The 19,147-nt window shown below is 72.7% G+C and carries 18 protein-coding genes and 1 pseudogene; 6 read left to right on the top strand and 13 right to left on the bottom strand.

Going from position 1 to position 19,147, the window contains the following annotated elements; translation table 11 throughout:
- Positions 1-5 precede the first annotated feature (5 nt).
- A complete protein-coding gene (locus ACIRU3_RS36780) occupies positions 6-1,385 on the top strand; it encodes a glycosyltransferase 87 family protein (RefSeq protein WP_404066195.1) in 1,380 nt (459 codons plus the stop codon).
- A gap of 59 nt (positions 1,386-1,444) precedes the next feature.
- Here the strand turns inward: ACIRU3_RS36780 and ACIRU3_RS36775 are convergent.
- Positions 1,445-2,278, bottom strand: a pseudogene (locus ACIRU3_RS36775) (D-alanyl-D-alanine carboxypeptidase family protein); the annotation flags it as partial.
- Positions 2,279-2,377: 99 nt separating this feature from the next.
- A complete protein-coding gene (gene rho / locus ACIRU3_RS36770; RefSeq protein ID WP_404066069.1) occupies positions 2,378-3,526 on the bottom strand; it encodes a transcription termination factor Rho in 1,149 nt (382 codons plus the stop codon).
- A gap of 727 nt (positions 3,527-4,253) precedes the next feature.
- Here rho and ACIRU3_RS36765 point away from each other — a divergent pair.
- On the top strand, positions 4,254-5,468 hold the full coding sequence (locus ACIRU3_RS36765; RefSeq protein WP_404066193.1) for a cytochrome P450: 1,215 nt from the start codon (positions 4,254-4,256) through the stop codon (positions 5,466-5,468).
- A gap of 226 nt (positions 5,469-5,694) precedes the next feature.
- Complete coding sequence (locus tag ACIRU3_RS36760) at positions 5,695-6,579, top strand: hypothetical protein (protein ID WP_404066066.1); 885 nt, start codon at positions 5,695-5,697, stop codon at positions 6,577-6,579.
- 154 nt (positions 6,580-6,733) lie between these two features.
- On the opposite strand, the gene ACIRU3_RS36755 is transcribed toward ACIRU3_RS36760, so the two are convergent.
- Positions 6,734-7,132: a nuclear transport factor 2 family protein gene (locus ACIRU3_RS36755; protein WP_404066063.1), complete on the bottom strand. Its 399-nt coding sequence runs from the start codon at positions 7,130-7,132 to the stop codon at positions 6,734-6,736.
- A gap of 100 nt (positions 7,133-7,232) precedes the next feature.
- On the opposite strand from ACIRU3_RS36755, the gene ACIRU3_RS36750 reads away from it, so the two are divergent.
- Positions 7,233-8,009: a class I SAM-dependent methyltransferase gene (locus tag ACIRU3_RS36750; RefSeq protein WP_404066060.1), complete on the top strand. Its 777-nt coding sequence runs from the start codon at positions 7,233-7,235 to the stop codon at positions 8,007-8,009.
- On the opposite strand, the gene ACIRU3_RS36745 is transcribed toward ACIRU3_RS36750, so the two are convergent.
- From ACIRU3_RS36745 to ACIRU3_RS36715, 7 genes are all read right to left on the bottom strand, one after another.
- Positions 7,987-8,730, bottom strand: a complete 744-nt coding sequence (locus tag ACIRU3_RS36745; RefSeq protein WP_404066058.1) for a GntR family transcriptional regulator — start codon at positions 8,728-8,730, stop codon at positions 7,987-7,989. The two genes, ACIRU3_RS36750 and ACIRU3_RS36745, sit on opposite strands and share 23 nt — an antisense overlap.
- Positions 8,731-8,860: 130 nt before the next feature.
- Positions 8,861-10,030: a serine hydrolase domain-containing protein gene (locus tag ACIRU3_RS36740; RefSeq protein ID WP_404066055.1), complete on the bottom strand. Its 1,170-nt coding sequence runs from the start codon at positions 10,028-10,030 to the stop codon at positions 8,861-8,863.
- 149 nt (positions 10,031-10,179) lie between these two features.
- Positions 10,180-10,584: a nuclear transport factor 2 family protein gene (locus ACIRU3_RS36735; RefSeq protein ID WP_404066053.1), complete on the bottom strand. Its 405-nt coding sequence runs from the start codon at positions 10,582-10,584 to the stop codon at positions 10,180-10,182.
- 25 nt (positions 10,585-10,609) lie between these two features.
- On the bottom strand, positions 10,610-11,578 hold the full coding sequence (locus ACIRU3_RS36730; protein ID WP_404066051.1) for an acetylxylan esterase: 969 nt from the start codon (positions 11,576-11,578) through the stop codon (positions 10,610-10,612).
- 132 nt (positions 11,579-11,710) lie between these two features.
- Entirely contained in the window at positions 11,711-12,295 is a 585-nt protein-coding gene (locus ACIRU3_RS36725; RefSeq protein WP_404066049.1) for a hypothetical protein, read from the bottom strand.
- Positions 12,296-12,621: 326 nt separating this feature from the next.
- The gene (locus tag ACIRU3_RS36720; protein ID WP_404066046.1) at positions 12,622-13,401 is read right to left on the bottom strand and encodes a ferredoxin reductase; all 780 of its coding nucleotides are present in this window, start codon (positions 13,399-13,401) and stop codon (positions 12,622-12,624) included.
- Entirely contained in the window at positions 13,394-13,999 is a 606-nt protein-coding gene (locus ACIRU3_RS36715; RefSeq protein WP_404066044.1) for a sulfite oxidase-like oxidoreductase, read from the bottom strand. Before ACIRU3_RS36715 ends, ACIRU3_RS36720 begins: the two co-directional genes overlap by 8 nt.
- Positions 14,000-14,184: 185 nt before the next feature.
- Here ACIRU3_RS36715 and ACIRU3_RS36710 point away from each other — a divergent pair, with 185 nt between their 5' ends.
- Positions 14,185-14,946: a GNAT family N-acetyltransferase gene (locus ACIRU3_RS36710; RefSeq protein ID WP_404066041.1), complete on the top strand. Its 762-nt coding sequence runs from the start codon at positions 14,185-14,187 to the stop codon at positions 14,944-14,946.
- Between the two features lie 13 nt (positions 14,947-14,959).
- Here the strand turns inward: ACIRU3_RS36710 and ACIRU3_RS36705 are convergent, their stop codons facing one another.
- Positions 14,960-15,403 carry a MarR family winged helix-turn-helix transcriptional regulator gene (locus tag ACIRU3_RS36705; RefSeq protein WP_404066039.1) on the bottom strand — a complete coding sequence of 148 codons (444 nt, stop codon included), beginning with the start codon at positions 15,401-15,403 and terminating at the stop codon, positions 14,960-14,962.
- Between the two features lie 83 nt (positions 15,404-15,486).
- Between ACIRU3_RS36705 and ACIRU3_RS36700 the strand changes: the two genes are divergently transcribed.
- Positions 15,487-16,569 carry a hypothetical protein gene (locus ACIRU3_RS36700; RefSeq protein ID WP_404066037.1) on the top strand — a complete coding sequence of 361 codons (1,083 nt, stop codon included), beginning with the start codon at positions 15,487-15,489 and terminating at the stop codon, positions 16,567-16,569.
- Positions 16,570-16,644: 75 nt separating this feature from the next.
- Here the strand turns inward: ACIRU3_RS36700 and ACIRU3_RS36695 are convergent, their stop codons facing one another.
- Together ACIRU3_RS36695 and ACIRU3_RS36690 are read right to left on the bottom strand one after the other, a co-directional pair.
- Complete coding sequence (locus tag ACIRU3_RS36695) at positions 16,645-17,883, bottom strand: VWA-like domain-containing protein (protein ID WP_404066034.1); 1,239 nt, start codon at positions 17,881-17,883, stop codon at positions 16,645-16,647.
- The gene (locus tag ACIRU3_RS36690; RefSeq protein WP_404066032.1) at positions 17,880-19,133 is read right to left on the bottom strand and encodes an AAA family ATPase; all 1,254 of its coding nucleotides are present in this window, start codon (positions 19,131-19,133) and stop codon (positions 17,880-17,882) included. Before ACIRU3_RS36690 ends, ACIRU3_RS36695 begins: the two co-directional genes overlap by 4 nt.
- Positions 19,134-19,147: the final 14 nt, after the last annotated feature.

The following is a 19,147-nucleotide window of genomic DNA, read 5'->3' as shown; positions in this document are numbered from 1 at the left end:
CAATGCTGACGCTGCCGCGCACGGACCGGGGCCGGATCCTGCTCGTGCTGGTCCTGGCCGCCGCGGTGACCGTGTTCACGGCGACCGTGCCGCTGCTGCGGGACTTCTTCGACCTGCGCGTCTACTACGGCACGATCCACACCTGGGTGCGGCACGGCGGCCGCATCTACGACTATCAGGTGCCGGGGACGTCGTACGGCTTCACGTACCCGCCGTTCGCCGCACTCGCCATGCTGCCCCTGGCCCTGCTGGGCCGGCACGCGGCGATCGCCGCCTCCCTGCTGGTGAACCTGACGGCGCTCGGGGTGGTCCTGCGGATCCTGGCCGGTTCGCGCTGGCGACGGCTCGGCTGGTACCGCTGGTCGCTGGCCCTCTGTCTGCTCGCGCTTTTCGAGCCGCTGCGGGACACCTTCAGCTTCGGCCAGGTGAACCTGGTGCTGCTCGCCCTGGTCCTCGGCGACTCCTGGCTGCTGGCGACCGGGCGGAGCCGCTGGGCGGGCGCCGGGATCGGACTCGCCGCCGCCGTGAAGCTGACCCCCGCCCTGTTCATCGCTCTGCTGCTGCTCGCCCGGCGGTGGCGGGCGGCCGGGGTGGCGACCGCCGTGGCCCTCGCGGCGACCGGCCTGGCCGCCTTGGCGGACCCGGGGGCCTCCCGTTACTACTGGACGGAGGCCCTGTGGGACACCGGCCGGGTCGGCCGCCTGGACTACGTCTCGAACCAGTCGCTGCAGGGCGTCCTCGCCCGGCTCGGCGAGCCGGACCGGCCGCTGTGGGCCGCGGCGGTCCTGGTGGTCCTGTGCGTGTGGGCGTGGCGGGCGAGCCGGGCGCTGGCGGCCGGCGACTGGACGGCGGCCTTCGCCCTCACCGGTGCCGCGGCCTGCCTGGTCAGCCCGATCACCTGGGTGCACCACCTGGTGTGGCTGCTGCCCTCCTTCGCGGTGCTCGCGCGCGCCGGGCACCCGCGGCTTGCGGGCGCCCTGTACGCGGTGCTGTGCACCAGCGTGGTCTGGCTGTGGTTCGACGACGCCTCCGGTATCGACGGTTTCCTCGGCAGCAACATCTACACCTGGATCACGCTGGGCCTGCTGCTGGGTCTGCCGGTCGGTCAGTCGCGCTCGGCCCGGTTGCCCTTGGCCCGCAGCGCCAGCGCCACGGCCCCCGCGCCGAGTCCGGCGAGACCGACGACCGCCGCGGGCGACCAGTTCAAGTCGTCGTCCGGCTCCGAGGACGTGGCCGCCGCGACGGGTGCGGTGGCGGAATCGGACTTCGACCCGACGCGCAGCCCGTCCAGCGAGCCCACCGGATCCACCCGCCCGGCGGCCGCGAAACCCCAGTCGAGCAATTCGCGGGCCTCCTCGTACACGGTCAACCCGCCGCCCGCCTGAGGGTTCATCACCGTCACCACGAGGGTGCGCCCGCCCCGGCGGGCCGCGGCGACGAGGGTGTTGCCCGCGTCGGTGGTGTAGCCGTTCTTGATGCCGATCAGACCCGGGTACGGCGCCACGCCGTCCTCGCCGGTCAGCAGGCGGTTGGTGTTCTCGATCGCGTACGGCCATCCGTCGCCGGGGAACTGGGCCTCGGCGGTGGAGCAGTACCGGGCGAAGTCGGGGTTGCGCAGCCCGTCCCGGCCGAACACCGCCAGGTCGTACGCAGAGGAGACCTGCCCGGGGGTGTCGTAGCCGTCCGGGGAGACGACGTTGGTGTCCAGGGCGCCCAGGGAGCGGGCCTTGGCCTGCATCCGGGTGGCCGTGGCGCGCCAGCCTCCGCCCAGTGAGGCGAGCACGTGGACGGCGTCGTTGCCGGAGCTGAGGAAGACTCCGCGCCACAGGTCGGAGACCTGGTAGCTGTGTCCCTCCTCGACGCCGACCAGGCTGCTGCCCTCTCCGACGTCCTTCAGCTCCTCGTACCGGACGGTGTGCTGCATGGTGGCCGGCAGTTTCGGCAGCAGCGTGAGCGCGAACAGGGTCTTCAGGGTGCTCGCGGGCGGCAGTCTGCGGTGCGCGTCGGAGGCGGCGAGGACATCGCCGCTGCCGGCGTCGGCCACCAGCCAGGACAGCGCGGAGACCTCCGGCACCTCGGGTGCGCCGAGGCGCGGTCTGACCTGCGTGCCGGAGCGGTAGAGCAGCGAGGGCCGCGGCACCGCCGCCCGTGGCCCGGGCGGTGCGGGATCCCCCGCACGGTGCGCGGTGGCGGCGGCGGTCGGCGCGAGGGCCAGTACGCCAGCGACGCACAGGGCACAGGCCGACGACACGGTCCGACAAGAGAATCCGGTAATCATATGATCAACGTAGGAACGGGAGCGGCATACGGCGCGGTGCCCGGGCCGGACGGTCTACGGGAGCACCCGGATGCCGCATTCCGGGGCGGCCGGCGTCGCTCAGGCCGGGGGCAGCGTCGGCTGGATGCGGCGCAGGAACGTGGCGTTGTCGGGGGTGTCCCGCATCCGCTCCAGCAGGGTCTCCAGGGCGGCCGGTCCGCCCTCCCGGGAGCGCAGGGCCCGGCGCAGGCCCCGAGTGGCGGTCAACTCGGCCGGGGTGAGCAGGAGTTCCTCGCGGCGGGTGCCCGTGGGGTCGATGTCCACGGCAGGGAAGACCCGGCGGCCGGCGAGTTCCCGGTCCAGCCGGAGCTCCATGTTGCCCGTGCTCTTGAGCTCCTCGAAGAAGTAGCCGTCGGCACGGGAGCCGGTGTCCACCAGGACGGTGGCGAGGACGGTGAGCGAGCCGCCCTCCTCGGCCTTGCGGGCGGCGCCGAAGAACCGCTTGGGGCCGAGCAGCGCGCCCGCGTCGACCCCGCCGCTCAGGGTGCGTCCGCCGGCGGCGGAGGCGTTGTTGTGGGCCCGGCACAGCCTGGTCAGGGAGTCCAGCAGGATGACGACGTCCTCGCCGGCCTCGACGAGCCGCTTGGCCCGCTCGACGACCAGTTCCGCGAGGGCGATGTGCTCCTTCGGCGCCCGGTCGAAGGTGGAGGCGTACACCTCGCCGCGCACCGAGCGGCGCATCTCGGTGACCTCCTCGGGACGCTCGTCCAGCAGGACGACCATCAGCCGGCATTCCGGGTGGTTGCCGGCCACGGCGGCGGCGATCTGCTGGAGCAGCACGGTCTTGCCGCTCTTCGGCGGGGCCACGATCAGCCCGCGCTGGCCCTTGCCGACCGGCGCGAACAGGTCGGTGACCCGCCCCGCGAGTCCGGAGGCCGGGTGTTCGAGTCGGATCCGCTCCTGCGGGTGGAGCGGGGTGAGGTCGCGGAAGTGGCGGCGGCCCCGGAGCTCGCCCGGAGCCAGCCCGTTGACCTGCGCGACGTCGGTCAGGGCGTGCTGTGCGCCGCGGACACCCTCGACGAGGTCGCCCTTGCGCAGGCCGTGCCGGCGGATCAGCGCGGCGGGGACCTGCGGATCGGCGGGGGAGGGCCGGCAGTTCACGGCCCGCAGGTGCCCCTTCCCGTGTGCGTCGATGTCCAGGACACCCGTGACGGGCCGGGCGGCCGGGGCCTGCTGCTGAACGTGAGGGGGTTCGAGTGTGGTGGTCATGGTGGTCCTTTCACGGACGGAAGACATGAGGAAGGGGGGGAGCCGCGAGACGGGAGGGCGTATGGGCCTCCGGGCGGCGGAAACGACACCTCGGACCGAGGTGGTGATGAGAATCTGACGCGCCTGGGCCGGAAAACGACCGGCGGATCAGCGTGAGAGGGGAAACTGGCACCGGCGCCCACTAGAGGGCGTACACAAGTGCTGACTGCACGGTACCACTCGATGGGAGGGTACCGCTGCGATGGCGTCAACACGCCGATGACGCGACCTGTTCCCGCGGTGGGTGGAGAGGCTGGCAGGTCCCTGAGTGCACTGGTCGTCGACCCCGGGGCACTGGGCAGGCTGCGGCGCGGGGAAGCCCCGGACGCCCGCTCCCGGCCCGGGCCAGATCCTCGTGGCGGTACGGCACCCTCCCGAAACGCGGCCGGCTGCCGTACGCCCGATCGGTCGCACCCGGCGTTGGGAGCCCGGCTTCGACGCGGCCGGTGTCGTGGTGGCCGTCGGGACCGCGCGTCCCCGTCGGCCGGCGCGGGCCGTGGGAGGAGATCGCCGACGCGGCAGGGACGCCGGCGAGCGGGAATCTGCGGGCGAAGGCCGTCCTGGACGTGAGTTGGCGCGCGACGCCGCTCCGCGGAGCGCCCACCGGCGCCTACGATCGGGCTCGTTCGCGTCCTACGGCCGTCAGGAGAACCCGGTGGAGTCCACTCCCGCCACTGCACCGCACCGCATGGATCCCTCCGGGGGATGCCCGCACGCCGACAACGCCCGGCTGCTGGCCCGTGGCGCCGTGGCCTCCGTGGTGCTGCCGGGCGGGATCGAGGGGATGGCCGTCCTCGGCCACGAGGCGCTCAGGGAGTTCCTCCAGCATCCCGAAGTCGCCAAGAACGCATGCCACTTCACGGCCCTGCGCGAGGGACGCATCGGCGCGGGCTGGCCCCTGCTGACCTTCGCCACCGTGCAGGGAATGACCACCGCCGACGGGGACGACCACCGTCGGCTGCGGTCGTTGGTGAGCCGGGCGTTCACACCCCGCCGGGTGGAGGAAATGCGGCCTCGCGTCGAGGAGTTGACAGCCACGCTGCTCGACGGCCTGGCGCGGGCGGCGGAGGCGGGCGGCGGGGTCGTCGATCTGCGGAAGCACTTCGCCCTGCCCCTGCCGATGGGTGTCATCAGCGAACTGCTCGGCGTCGACAGCGAGTTCCGCGACCGTCTGCACGATCTGTCCAACCAGGTCGTGGCCACCGACATCGAACCGGAGGAGGCGGTCGCCGCCAACCGGGAACTCGTCGCCGTCCTGGCCGAGATCGCCGCCGCGCGGGCCGAGCGCCCCGGCGCCGACCTCACCAGCGCCCTGATCGCCACTCGCGACGAGGACGGCGACCGCCTCAGCCAGCGGGAACTCATCGGCACCCTGGTGCTGATGATCATCGCCGGCCATGAGACCACGCTCAATCTGATCACCAACGCCGTACGCGCCCTGTGCGGCCATCGCGACCAACTGGAGCTGGTGCGCACGGGGAAGGCGAGCTGGGCCGACGTGGTCGAGGAGACCCTGCGCTGGGACGCGCCGGTCAGCTACTTCCCGTTCCGCTACCCGGTACGGGACCTCACCGTCGACGGCACGCTCGTACCGGCCGGCACCCCGGTCCTCGCCGGGTACTCCGCCGCCGGACGCGACCGGGCCGCGCACGGTCCGGACGCCGACCGATTCGACGTCACCCGGTCCGCCCGCCCCGACGCCGTACGCCATCTCTCCCTCGGACACGGCGCCCACTTCTGCCTGGGCGCCCCGCTGGCCCGGCTGGAGGCCACCGTCGCGCTGGAGCGGCTGTTCACCCGTTTCCCGGGACTGGACCTCACGGTGCCCGAGACCGAGATGTCCCGTCACTCCAGCTTCGTCGGCAACAGCGTCCGTGCGCTCCCCGTGAGCCTGGGCGCCTGAGCCGCGTTGCCGCTCGTCCCGTACCGCCCGAGTGCGGCGGTGATGCCGGAACTCGGCGCCTCTGCCGCGGCGTTGCGGCCGCGCCCCCCGAGACGCGGCGATGCCGGGGGCGTCCCTCCAAGCCCTGGTCCGGCCGTATGCCACCGACCCGCACCAGATGTCCCCACACCATAACGATGCCGGACGTCAGGGGACTTGACCCCTTACCATGCACTATCGTCACGACATGTCCACGCCACCGCAGCCCCCGCAGCCGGCCGATCAGCCCACGCCGCAGCCGGGACAGCCCGCACCGCAGCCCGCGGTCCCGCCGCAACCGACGGCCTACCCCTACCCGAACCCGCAGTCTCCCCCGGCGGGGAACTTCTACGCGCAGCCGACCATGGTCGGGCAGCCTGCCCCGCCACAGGCCGGGATGCCGGGTAACCCCTACGCACAGCCGCCTCAGTACGGACCCGTACCCGGCCCGCCGTCCGGTGGCGGTGGTGGTGCCGGCCGGGCAGTGCTGTGGCTCGCCGTCGGCGCGGTCGTCGCCTCCGCCGCGTGGGCGGCCGGTGTGTTCCTGATCGGCGGCAAGGGCGACAGCGCGGACCTGCGCGGCTACTCGGCGCCCTCCAACATGTGCTCGGGCGCGGACTACTCGTCGTTCAAGGACGAATATCCCGAGAGCGACTCGTCCCCGACGCACAACTCGCTCAAGGACGAGGCGCTGGACGAGAGCTACTGCAGCCTGAGCCTGAAGAAGACCGGCTCCACCTACGGGGACGCCTATCTGTCCATCCAGGTCGACCTGCACAAGAAGACGGACCCCGGCCCGGAGTTCACCGCCGCCTGGAAGAACTACGGCGACAGCCACACGGGTTACGACGTCAGCACGGTCAAGGGAATCGGCGACGAGGCCTATCTCGTCAGCCAGGACACCAGCAGCGGCTCCTCCAGCGGATCCCATTACGCCACTCTCGCCGTACGCGACGGCTGGGTGACGTACACGATGAGCTACAGCGCCTACCTCAGCTCGTACGACAAGGACAAGGACCCGCCCGTGCTCACCGACGTGTCCGACTGGCTGAAGACGGACACCAAGGCCACGATGGAGCAGCTCAAGGACTGACGCTCCCACCTGGTCCGGCGCATCCGGGATCGCACGCTCGCCGCCTCGGGCGGCACACCGGCCGTCGGCCATGCCCTGCGAGCCGTCGCGCGGACGGTCGGCCGAGCCATCGTGCGGACGGCCGACCGAGCCGCCCCGGGCGGAGCCCCGCCGCTCAGGCGGACCGCGCCTGGGCCTCCTTGGCGATCTGCTCGAACCGCGCGCCCATGGCCTCGGCGAGGGCCTGGGCGCCCGACAGCGGACGGACCATGACCATGAAGTCGTCGATCAGGCCGTCCTCGTTCACATGCAGGAAGTCGCAGCCGGTCAGCTCCCGGTCGCCCACCCGGGCCGTGAAGACCAGCGCCTGGTCGGCGGCGTCCGGGGCACCGATCTCACGGACGTACCGGAAGTCCTCGAACACCTGGGAGACCGCGCGCAGGATCGCCGCGGTGATCGCCTTGCCGGGGTACGGCTTGAAGACGACCGGGCTGGTGAAGACGACGTCGTCGGCGAGCAGCGCCTCGACGGCGTCCATGTCCCCGGCCTCCACCGCCTCGCGGAATGCACGCATCGGATCACCTCACATAGTCAACAAACTGAATAGCTGCGGATGAGAGTAATCGTCGGCGGTATACGTGTCCACTGCGGCCGGAGCCCCCTAGGCTGACGGAATGTTCAGCCCCGAAGGCCCCACGCTCCGCGAACTCACCGTGCAGGCACTGTCGTCCGTCGAGCGCGGATACGACCTGCTGGCCCCGAAGTTCGACCACACCCCCTTCCGGACGCCCGACGCGGTGCTGGACTCGGTGGCGAAGGCGCTCGGCCCGCTGGGTCCGTTCGAGGACGGTCTGGACCTGTGCTGCGGAACCGGCGCCGGGACGGACGTCCTGGCAGGGCTGTGCCGGCGCAGTGTCACCGGCCTGGACTTCAGCGCCGGCATGCTCGACGTCGCCCGGCGGCGGGCCGTGGCGCCGGGGGAGGGCCACCCGGCGGGTGCCCAGGGCCCGGACGTCGCCTGGGTGCGCGCCGACGCCCGGGCCCTGCCCTTCACGGCCGCCTTCGACCTCGTGGTCAGCTTCGGCGCGTTCGGTCACTTCCTGCCCCGGGAACTGCCCGGGCTGTTCACCCAGGTCCACTCGGTCCTGCGGCCGGGCGGCCGCTTCGTCTTCCCGGTTCTCGCCCCGCCCCGCCCGGCCGGCCCCGCGTTCTGGATGCTGCTCGGCTTCGACGCGGTGATGCGGGTGCGCAACGCCCTGTGGCGACCGCAGTTCGTCATGTACTACCGGGCCTTTCGGCTGGGTCATGTACGGGAGGAGCTGACGCGCGCAGGGTTCTCGGTCGAGCTGCACGCCCTGCCCGAGTTCGGGCGGCGCGGCGACGGCAGCCCCCGTGTCCGGCTGGTGTCGGCGCGCCGGAGCGGTGGCGCTACCCCGCCGCCGGCAGTGTGAACTCGTAGACCAGTGCGTCCCGTTCCGCGTTCACCACCAGGTCGGTGATCTCCAGCGGGCGCGCGTACTGGTCGTGCACCCGGCGGGTCACCCGGACCGAGGAGGCGTCGCCGACCTGGGTGATGGAGTCCCGGTGGTGCAGGGTCAGGCCGGCCTTGCGCATCCAGTCGTAGGCCCGGCGCAGCTGCGCGGGAGTGGCCCCGTCGGCCCGGTCGCGGTAGCGGCCAAGCTCGGCGACCTCGGTCAGCGCCACGGCCGAGAACGACGTCACCGCCGTACGCAACGAGCGGCCGTCGGGCGTGGCCGACCGGTAGCGGTGCACCAGCGTCGGGCGGTGCGGGGCCAGGCCCAGCGCCTGCGCGTGCTCGGGCGGCGGTGCCTCCCAGGTCACGGTCGCCCGGTCCACGGCGGACAGGTCGGCCGGCCGGGCGCCGACCGGGAAGGTGAGCGAGACCGGGTCCTCGACCGGACGGCCGGGCAGGGTGGCGTGGCTGCCCCGCCGGTCGGTGGTGACCAGACCACTGCGGCGCAGCGCCTCCAGTGCCTGCCGGACCGTCTCCCGGCTGACCCCGAAGTGCCGGGCCAGATCGCGCTCCGCGGGCAGGCGCTCACCGGGTGGGACGGTGCCGTCGCGCAGTTCGTCGAGCAGCAGCGACGCGACCTGCCAGTACAAGGGGCGGCCGTCGGTCTGCGGGGGATCGTGCGGGGTGGTGCGGGCCATGCCGCGCCTCCTGTTGGTGACAAGACGTAGCCGTGCGGGCTCATTGCGCGACCACATCTAGCATTGGTCTAAACCACAAGGGAAGGGCGGCCGGGCGGTTCGGCCGAAACCCACCCGCGCGATCCTGGGGTCACAGGGCGCTGTAGAGGGAAGCCACCAGCGCCATCTTGCGAGGGTCGTCCGCGATGCGTGGCCCCATCCGGTTCATCGCATAGCCCAGCGAGACCCCTGCCTCGGGGTCGGCGAGCCCGCAGGAGCCGCCGAACCCGTCATGTCCGAAAGCCCACGGATTGGGTCCGTACGAACCGTTGGGTCCGCTGAGCCACAGGCCGAGCCCGATCTCCGTCTCACTCTCGAAACCCGCTCCCAGGACCAGATCGCGGCAGCTGCCCTGGCCCTCGCGCACCCGCTCCGCCGCCTCGGGCGACAGGATCCGCCGGCCGCCGTAGGAGCCCCGGCCGGCGAAGACGCCGTACAGCGCCGCGATCGCCCGGGCGGTGCCGTGCCCGTTGGCCGCGGGGATCTCCGCAGCCCGCCACTCGGGCGTGTTCGCCTGCGTCGCGCCCACCACCGGGTTCGCCAGCGCGGCGATCGCGGCAGGTGACAGCTGGCTGAAAATGGCAGCCTGTTCGCTGGAGTCCGCCGCCCGGGGATGCACCAGCTCGGCCGCCCGGCCGGACTCCTTCTCGGGCAGGCCGATGGTGAAGTCACAGATCCCGAGGGGGCCGGTCACCTCGCGCTCCAGGAAGGCCCCGAGCCGCATTCCGGATACGCGCCGTACGACCTCGCCGACCAGGAAGCCGTAGGTCAGCGCGTGATACCCGGACCGCGTGCCCGGCTCCCACCACGGCTCGGCCGCCGCCAGCCGCTCGGTCGTCAGCTCCCAGTCGTAGAGCTGCTCGACCGAGTGCGGCTCGCGCAGACCGGCAAGTCCGGCCCGGTGCGACAGCAGATGCCGTACGAGGACCCGTTCCTTGCCTGCGGCCGCGAATTCCGGCCAGTACACGGACACCGGCCGGTCGAGGTCCAGCAGACCCCGGTCGGCGAGGAGATGCGCGCACAACGCCACCGGGCCCTTGGTGGTCGACCACACGTTGACCAGGGTGTCCCGCTCCCACGGCCGGGTGCCCGCCGCGTCCGCCCAGCCGCCCCACAGGTCCACGACGGTCTCGCCGTCGACGGTCACCGCCACCGCGGCCCCCAGCTCGCCCCGCTCCCGGAAGTTCTCCTCGAACGCCTCCCGCACGGCCGCGAAACGCGCGTCGCAGTGGCCGTGGACCTGTGCCTCGTGTGCGGACATCGGACCTCCGTCGTCGCCGGAAGCCGGGCCGCGGCGCTGCGACCCGGGCGTGCCCCGAACGTACCGACTGGTCGGACTGGAGGGAAGGAGGCGGACGGACCAGAGAATGATGGGTGGGCCAGGGGGTGATCAGCGGGCCCAGGGGATGATCAGAGGAAGAACAGCCGGCCCGCCGGCTCCTGTTGGCCCTCGGAGGTGTGCCAGTAGTCCCGGCTCTCCACGACCCGCCCCTCCCCGTCGAACCGCACGAACACACAGCCCGCCAGCGTGGCGTGGGCGCCGCCCTCCTCGCTCAGCACCCGGAACTCCGCCACCGCGACCCCGTCCGGCCCCACCAGGGGCGCGGAGAACCGCACATCGGCCACTCGCTCCTCGGCGAACGACCAGCGCAGATACGCGGCCAACTCGTCCCGGCCCCGGTGCGGCTCACGGAACGGCATCGACCGGTGCACACAGTCCCCGGCGTACAACTCGACCAGCGCATCCGCGTCGTGCGCGGCCCAGGAACGCTCCCAGACCCGCACGAACCGCTCGGCGGCCATGCGCGTGTCCATGTCCACGTCCTTCCCGTTCGTCCCCTCAGGCGTACGACCTCAGCCAGAGCAGCTTCCGCTGCTCATGGAACGGCCCGCCGCCCTCATGGTCGTTGAAGTCGTACACCTCGATCGCCTTGTCCCCGTGCGCCCAGGCGTTGAACGCCGCGAACACGGTCGACGGCGGGCAGGTCTGGTCCTCCAGGGCCGCCGAGAAGAGGGCCGGGGCCCGGCCGCGGGCCGCGAAGTGCACACCGTCGAAGTAGGAGAGGGTACGCAGCGCCTCCGCCGTGCGGCCGCGGTGCGTCTTGAGGAACAGGCCTATCTCCCGGTACGGGTGACGCTCCGTCAGCGTGGTCGCACGCGGGAAGTCGCACAGGAACGGCACGTCCGGGGCGACCGCGGTCACGTCGGGGATCAGCCCGCCGACGGCGAGCGTGATACCGCCGCCCTGGCTCTCACCCATCACCACGGTCCGCCCGGCGTCGGTGAGCGGGTGCGAACGGGCCGCCTCCACCGCGCGCACGGCATCCGTGAACACGCGGCGGTAGTAGTAGTTCTCGGGGGCGTCGATGCCCCGCGTCATGAAGCCGGGATAGGCGGGCGCGGCGCCCACCGGGTCCGCCGTGCCGCCCCCGCCGCCCCACACGCTGCCCTGTCCGCGCGTGTCCATCACGAAGTGTGCCCGGCCGGTCGACGCCCACAGCAGCTTCTCATGCGCAAGCCCGCGCCCGCCGCCGTAGCCGATGAACTCCACGACCAGCGGCAGCGGTTCGGTGGCGCCGGACGGCAGCCGCAGCCAGCCCTTGACCGGATGGCCACCGAACCCGGCGAACGTCACGTCGAACACGCGCACGGTGGACAATTCGGTGTCCACCGGCTCGAAGCGGGCGTCCAGGTCGTGCTCGCGCGCCTCCCGGAGCGTCTTGCCCCAGAAGGCGTCGAAATCCTCGGGCGCGCCGGACTCGCTGCGGTATGCGCGGAGTTCGTCGATCGGGAGGTCGAACAGGGCCATCGTCAACCGCCTTTGTGAAGATACGTGCAGCGGGACTGCGTGATCTCACCGTACGCGGATGGCCGGATGACTCGCCAGGCCCTGGTCAAGGGTGCGAAACCGCTTGCTGCGGTGGGTGCGGTCCGCCGTCGGTCACGTCCGTGGCTGCGTCCACTTCGGACCCGTGCGGGCCCATTCCCGCTCCCACTCGGCCAGCCGGTGGCGCAGCGCGATCCGGCGCTCCACGGCGTGCCCCAGCAGGACCACGGCCGCCGCGCCGGCCGCCGCACACACGCCGACGGTGACCGTGTGCTGCCAGACCGCGGCCTCGTCCGGCGGCGGGGCGACACTGCGGCCCCGGGCGTCGAACCACACGGTCACCACGTCACCGGCCCGGGTCCCCGGTTGGACGCGGGCCAGCGCGGTACGTGTCGCCTTGCCCGGCTCGGTCCACCGGACCCGGGCACGGTAGGCATGGTCTCGGTCGCCCTGCACCGTGGGCAGCTGCTCGGGCCTGTTGCCGATCACCACGGCCCGCACGGAGTGCCGTTCGGCCCGCTGCGCCACCGCGAGAGACCGCGCCCGGTCATGGGCGTACACGCCCGCCGCCACCCCGACCAGGGGCGCGACCACGAACAACAGGACGGCGACGATCAGGACCGTCCAGGCCTCCAAGAGGTCCGACCGGCGCCGCAGCGGATTGTGCCGCCAGCGCCAGCCCCGCACTTGGGTGCGCATGTCCACCTCCTCGCCGCCGGTCGAGCCGGAGTGCCGGGTGAGCCCGGCCACCGGTCGTCCGCCCCCGCTGCCGCACACGAGCGTCCACAGAGGTCTCGTACCCCGTACGGCGCGCCTCGCTCACGCCGCCGACCGCGACTTCAAGCCCTCATGGAGCACGGCACGAGGCATGCGCCCCATGACTGCGCGAGCGGTCGCGTGCGCGCGACCGCTCGCGCTGGGGCGTGCTTTGTGGATCATGTCGGCGACGCCGGAAGACCGCCTGGGCCCCGGCGTCAGATTCGCGCCCATCCTTCGGGCGGACGGCGGCAGTCCGACGGCGGGACTCAGCCGAAGCGTTCGATGCGGATCCGCTCGACCGGCTGGCCCGCCTCGACCAGCAGACGGGAGGCGTGCTCGGCGAACCCGTTCGAGCCGCACACATAGGCCTCCCACCCACCCGAAGGCTGCTCGGCCAGGAGGGGCGCCACATGCGCGGCCGCCATACGGCCCACCGGCACTCCCGTGGGGGCGCTGCGTGTGAAGACGGTCGTGGTCTCCGCGCCCAGCTCCCGGGCGTAGATCAGTTCCTCGGGGCGGCGCGCCGACACCAGCATCCGCAGCGGCACGGCAAGGCCCCGCGCCCGCTGGTGCCGCACCATCGACATCAGCGGTACCACCCCGGAACCGGCACCGAGCAGCAGGGCGGGCCGGTCGCCCGGCCAGGCGAAGAAGCCGCTCAGTGGCCCGCGCACCTCGACCGTGTCACCGGGCCGGGCCACCCTGTGGAACCAGCCCGAGATCTCGCCGTCCGGCACATGGTCCAGGGTCAGCTCGATGTGGCCGGAGTCGTCCGGTGCGGAGGCGATCGAGTAGTGGCGCTGGGCCACATAGCCGTCCTCGGCGGTCAGCCGCAGCATCAGGTGCTGTCCGGGCAGGTGCCCGGCCCAGTCCGGCACCGCGAGCCGGAACGTGGCGGCCTGCGGTGTCTCGCGCCGGATCTCGGTCAGGGTGGCCGTCTGCCACTCCGTCGCCGTCTGATTGCCGACGGCGATGCGCCCGGGAACGGCGAAACGGGTCCGCGGGACCGCCGGGGAAGAGGATGTCTTCGTCACCGTCTCAGTCACCGGAATACCGCTGTTCCTCCCAGGGATTGCCCCTGTGGTGGTAGCCGTTGCGCTCCCAGAACCCCGGCTCCTCGTGGTCGAGGAGGGTGATGCCGGCGATCCACTTGGCGCTCTTCCAGAAGTACAGGTGCGGCACCAGCAGCCGCGCCGGGCCGCCGTGCTCCGCCGCCAGCGGTTCGCCGTCGTACTCCCAGACGATCCAGGCCCGTCCGCCGGTGAGGTCCGCGAGCGGCAGGTTCGCGGTGTAACCCGTGTGCGCATAGGCGATCACGTGGGTCGCGGACCCATGGGGCCGCACCACATCGAAGAATGTGTCCAACGAGACACCGCCGAACCGCACCCCGAACTTCGACCAGCTCGTCACGCAGTGGATGGCGCCCTCGTACGAGGACGCCGGCAGGGCGTGCGCCGTCTCCCAGTCCCAGGTCCAGGGCCGCTCCACCAGTCCGTCGATGCGGAAGGACCAGTCGGCGGGGGCGAGGTCGGGGGTGACCTCGGCGGACAGGACGGGCCAGTCGTCCCCGGCGTCGTACTGCCCCGGTGGCAGCCCTGGATCGGTGACGCGCGGGCGACCCGTGAAGCCTCGGGTGACGTTCATGCTTCAACCGTACGTGCTCGGAGCGGGTGTTCCGTCCGGGGTCAGTGCCCCGATCATTGCGGTCGTACGAACTCCGGGCGGGGCCGGGAATAGCCGTCCGGCCCGCTTCCTTGGCGCTGAGTGCCGGACCATACGCCGGTGGCAGCACGACGGAAGCGAGGAAGCATCGTGATCGAGGTGGCCGCATGAGCGACCTGACCAGCGCCTGCGAGGCCCGTGACGAGGCGACCGCGGTCCCGCACGTCCTCGACAACCCCGCTCTGGCCTCCCTGACCGGCCCGCACGCCCACTTCGCCGAGCGGCGCGGCCGTGTGCTGCGCTACCCGGTCGACGTCTCCCCGTGGCTGGCCCTTCCCGCCGAGCCGGACGCGGACGACTGGGCGGACCTCGCCGCGCTGGCCGGCCCCGGCGCCGAGGTGCCGTTGCCCGGCTACCGCGGGGAGGTTCCGGACGGCTGGGAGGTGACCTTCCGGATCGAGGGAGTGCAGCTCGTGGACGACGGCGTGGCCGCCGCACCGGACGCGGAGGCGGTCCCGCTCGGCCCGGCTGACGTACCCGAGATGCTCGATCTCGTGGCACGCACTCAGCCGGGCCCGTTCGAGCCGCGCACCATCGAGCTCGGCAGCTACCTCGGCATCCGCCGCGAGGGCGCCCTGATCGCCATGGCGGGTGAGCGGCTGCACCCGCCCGGCTGGACCGAGATCAGCGCGGTCTGCACCGATCCGTCGTTCCGGGGCGAGGGCCTGGCCACCCGGCTGATCCTCGCGGTCGCGCACGGCATCCAGGAGCGTGGCGAGAGCCCGTTCCTGCACACCAGCGCCCGGAACACCAACGCCATCCGGCTGTACGAGTCCCTCGGCTTCCGGCTCCGCCGCCGCACGGCGTTCCTCGAGGCCCGGGCGCCGCAGCGGCGGGCGGACGGCCGGGAAGCCGTAGCGGTGTCGTAGGCGGGAGGCGCTCTCAGTCGGGGTCGGCGGCCGTCGCCGACCCCGCGTTGTACCGCTCCAGATACCGGGCGAACCGGATCAGGTCCTCCTCCGGCCAGTCGGCGAGCCGCTCCCGGAAGGCGGCCCGGCGGCTCCGGGTGACCTGGGCGAGGATCTCCTGGCCGGCCTCCGTCAGGTGCAGCACCTGGACGCGGTGGTCCTCCGGGTCCGTGCGGCGCTCGATGAGCCCGGACCGCTCCAGCGCGGCCACCTGGCGGCTGACCGTGGACTTGTCCAGGGCGTAGTGCGCGGCCAGGTCGGTGGCCCGGCAGCCACCGCACTCCTCCAGATGCCCGAGCAAGGTGAACGAGACCAGCGACAGCTCGGGGTGCATGCGTCCTGCCGACGCGCGGGCCCGCCGGGCGAAGATCGTCATCTCCCGCTGGATCGCCTCGACGGCCGTCGTCGCTGCTGTCACGGAATACCTCCTCCAGGGATCTAGTTGTATAGTACAACTTGAAGTGGAAGTTGTATAAGCCAACTATTGGAGGTTCGCGCCCGATGAGGTCACCAGCGCTCCGCCATGTGCTCACGCACCTGATCACCCCGCTGCTGATGTGCATAGGCATGGGGCTCGCGTACATGGGGGCCTTCGTGACCCCGGAACCCCACCACCTGCCGGTCGCCGTCGTCGGCTCCGGACCCCGGGCGAAGGTGTTCGCCCATACGGTCAAGGACACCGCGGGGGACAAGCTCGACGTCCGCACCGTGGCCACCCGCGCCGAGGCCGTCGACCAGCTCAAGTCCCGTGACATCACGGGCGCCTATGTGCCCGGTGCGAAGGCCCCGGAACTCCTGGTCGCCAGTGCCGCCTCCGACATGGGCGCCGTCGCGGTCGAGAAGGTCTTCACGCCCGTCGCCGAGGAGCAGAACCTCCCGCTGAAGGTCACCGACGTGGCAGCGCCGGTCGCCGACGACCCCACCGGACAGGGCCTGTTCTTCCTGCTGATCGCGCTCAGCATCGGCTCCTATGCCTCGGTCGCCGCCCTCGGCGCCGCCGGCAGCACGCTCCCGATGCGGGTCCGGGCCCTGCTCGCGCTCGGTGTCTCCGCCGTGGTCGGTGGCATCGGCGCACTGCTCGCCGGACCGGTGTTCCACCTCGCCCGGCATGGACTCGGGAGCCTGTGGGGCATGGCGTGGCTCTACTCCGCCGGCATCCTCTTCATCGGCGTCGGCCTGCACACCTTCCTCAAGCGGTGGACCACGCTGACCATGATGGTGCTGTTCGTGATGCTGAACTTCACCAGCTCCGGCGGCCTGTTCCGGCCCGAGCTGCAGAACGGCTTCTTCGGCACCCTGCACGCCTTCTGGAACGGCGCCGGCTTCGTCGAGGGCATCCGCAGCCTGCTGTACTTCGGCAGCGACGGCCTCGCGCGCAACGTGTGGACGCTCGTCGTCTGGCTGGTCCTCGGCCTGGCCGTGACCGCGATCGCGGCCGGGTACGAGCGGGCCCGGGTACCCGAGCAGGAGACCGCGCTTCCCGAGTCCGCACCGAGCAGGAAGCACGCCCGGCGGACCGCGGAGCCCGAGGCAGCGACCATGGCACCGGCCGAGGAAGAGGTCGAGGAGGCGGTCGGCGTCTGAGCGCCCGCCGCACCGGGGGAGGGGCTCCGCCCGTACGGCGGACGGAGCCCCTCCCAAGAGGATTCAGCCCACCGCCTACCCGATCGTCACCACCCGCGCCCACTCGGGCGGGGAGTCCGGCCGGTACTCGGGATTGTTCTCCGACCGCCGTCGCAGCTGCTGCCGGGGGAACAGGCCCACCACCGTCCGGCACGGTGGTCGCCGCTCCGGCCAGGGCGTCTGCCCGTCCGTCAGGACCACCACGACATCGGGCGCCGGCCGCGCCCGCAGCGCACGGGCGAATCCCGTCCGCAGATCCGTCCCGCCACCGCCCACCAGCTCGATCCCCCCGGCCCGGCACACCGGATGCACGGTCTGCGCCGCCGCGTCGCACGACACCACGGTGACCAGGTCGCGACGGCCGCCCACGGCACGGGAGATCGCGGCGACCTCCAGCAGCGCACTGCCCAGTTCGGCGTCGCTGACCGACCCGGAGGTGTCGACGACCACACAGACCCGAGGGGGCCTGCGCCGCAGGCTCGGCAGGATCGCACCGGGCACCCCGGCCGAGCGCCGCGCCGGGCGGCCGTAGCTGTAGTCGTCGCCCGAACCCGTCCCGCAGGCCGCCGAACGGACCGCCGCACCCAGCAGCTCCCGCCAGGGCTGCGGCGGATGGAACACCTCCTCGGCCCAGCGCTGCCATCCCTTGGGGGCGCCCCCCGGCCGGCCGTTGATGCCCTGTGCCACCCGGAAGCGCACCGCGTCCCGTTCCTGCTCGCTGAGCCCGTGGGCACCGTCCGGCCCGAGGTCCCACTCCCGTTCCAGCCCGTCGGCGCCACTGCCGCAGTCCAGCCAGGCCAGCGCCTGCAGCCGCGGTCCCAGCCGGAACTGCCGCAGGTAGTCCTCCATCAACTCGCCCTCGGGCAGCCCGAGATCATCCGGTGTGACGGCTCCCTCGGGCCGCACCAGCCCGTCGCCGTACACGTCGTCGTTGATCTCGAGGTCCGCGGCGATGTTCATCCGCAACCGTTCCCCGAGGCCGGTCAGGCCGCGCTGCCGGGCGACCCGGTCGCCGCGTCCGTGGTGGTCGCGCAGCAGGTGCGTCACCTCGTGCACCCACACCCCGGCGAGATCCTCCACGGGGGTCCGGTCCACGAACGCCGGCGAGACGTAGCACCGCCAGTGCCGGTCGACGGCCATCGTCGGCACCTGCCGCGATTCGACCGTGTGCAGCGCGAACAGGGCCGTCGCCAAGTAGGGCCGCGCCCTGGCGGCGTGCAGCCGGGCGGCGAAGAGCTTGCCGAGGTCCAGCGCCCCCGGAGCGCCGGCCGTCATCGGCCCGCCCCGGTCGCGACCGAGGCCCGGCGGGTGGCTTCGTCCGCACGCCGGGAAAGCGACACCACACCGGCCAGCCGCTCGATCGCGGCCGGTACGTCCCAGTCCTCCCGGCGCAGCGAGGCCAGCGTCGTCGCGGGGACGACCACCACGTCCGGGGCCCCGGTCTCCATCGCATGGACCAGCAGCGTCCACGCCGCGTCCCAGCGGGCCCGCTCCGGCCGCTTGCGGACCGCGTCCACCACGCCGTCCAGCACGGCCTGCCGAAGATCCCCGCGCCCGGGCAGCTCGGCACCGGCGGGATCGGCCAGCAGCACCTCGGGGTCCGGCAGGTCGAGCCGGTCCAGGCTCGCCTGCAGCTCAAGGCCCGGCCCGTCCCCGACGGCGCCCCGGACAAGGAGAGACAGCACCTCGCGGGAGGAGCCGGCGGCGGTCGCGAAGGCGATCAGACGCAGGGTCATCTCCCAGCTGCGGGGCGACGGCCAGGCACCGCCCCGGCGGGTCTCGCCGCTGGGCAGCCGGTGCACGAGCGCCGGTCGCGCGGTGAGGAAACCACAGACCGCGCGGCGCGCGAAGTCCACGGCCTCCGGCAGCTTCTGGGCGTCGAGCCGGGGCAGGGTGGCCCGGGGCCAGGTCCCGCCCAGGCCCCGTACGACGACGTCATGGTCGTGCGTCCACTGGAGGTGCACGAACCGGTTGGCCAGGGGCGGACTGAGTTCCCACCCGTCGGCGGCGGAGGACCGCGGATTCGCGGCGGCCACGATCCGCACGCCGGGCGGCAGCCGCAGCGCGCCGATCCGCCGCTCCAGCACCAGCCGGAGCAGGGCCGCCTGGACGGCCGGGGGCGCGGTGGACAGCTCGTCCAGGAACAGCAGCCCGCGCCCGGCCCGGACCAGCCGCACCGCCCAGTCCGGCGGTGCCATCGGGACCCCCTGTTCCGCGGGATCGTCCCCTACGACGGGCAGCCCCGAGAAGTCGGAGGGCTCGTGGACGCTGGCGATCACGGTGGTCAGCGGCAGGTCCAGGGCGGTCGCGAGCTGGGTCAGGGCCGCCGTCTTGCCGATGCCCGGCTCGCCCCACAGGAGCACCGGCAGGTCGGCGGCCACGGCCAGGGTCAGCGCCTCCAGCTGGGTGTCGGCACGGGGTTCGGTGCTCGCGTCCCGCAGCAGCGCCAACAGATCTGCGGCGACGTCGAGTTGAGAGGAATGAGCCGGAACGTTGGGCGCGACGAGGGAAGTGTGAGCAGACATATTGATCACCTGAG

Source organism: Streptomyces sp. NPDC101151, from assembly GCF_044768335.1.
Classification (GTDB): Bacteria; Actinomycetota; Actinomycetes; order Streptomycetales; family Streptomycetaceae; genus Streptomyces.
Note: the sequence above shows the minus strand (reverse complement) of the source record. Positions and strands in the feature narration are given on the sequence as shown.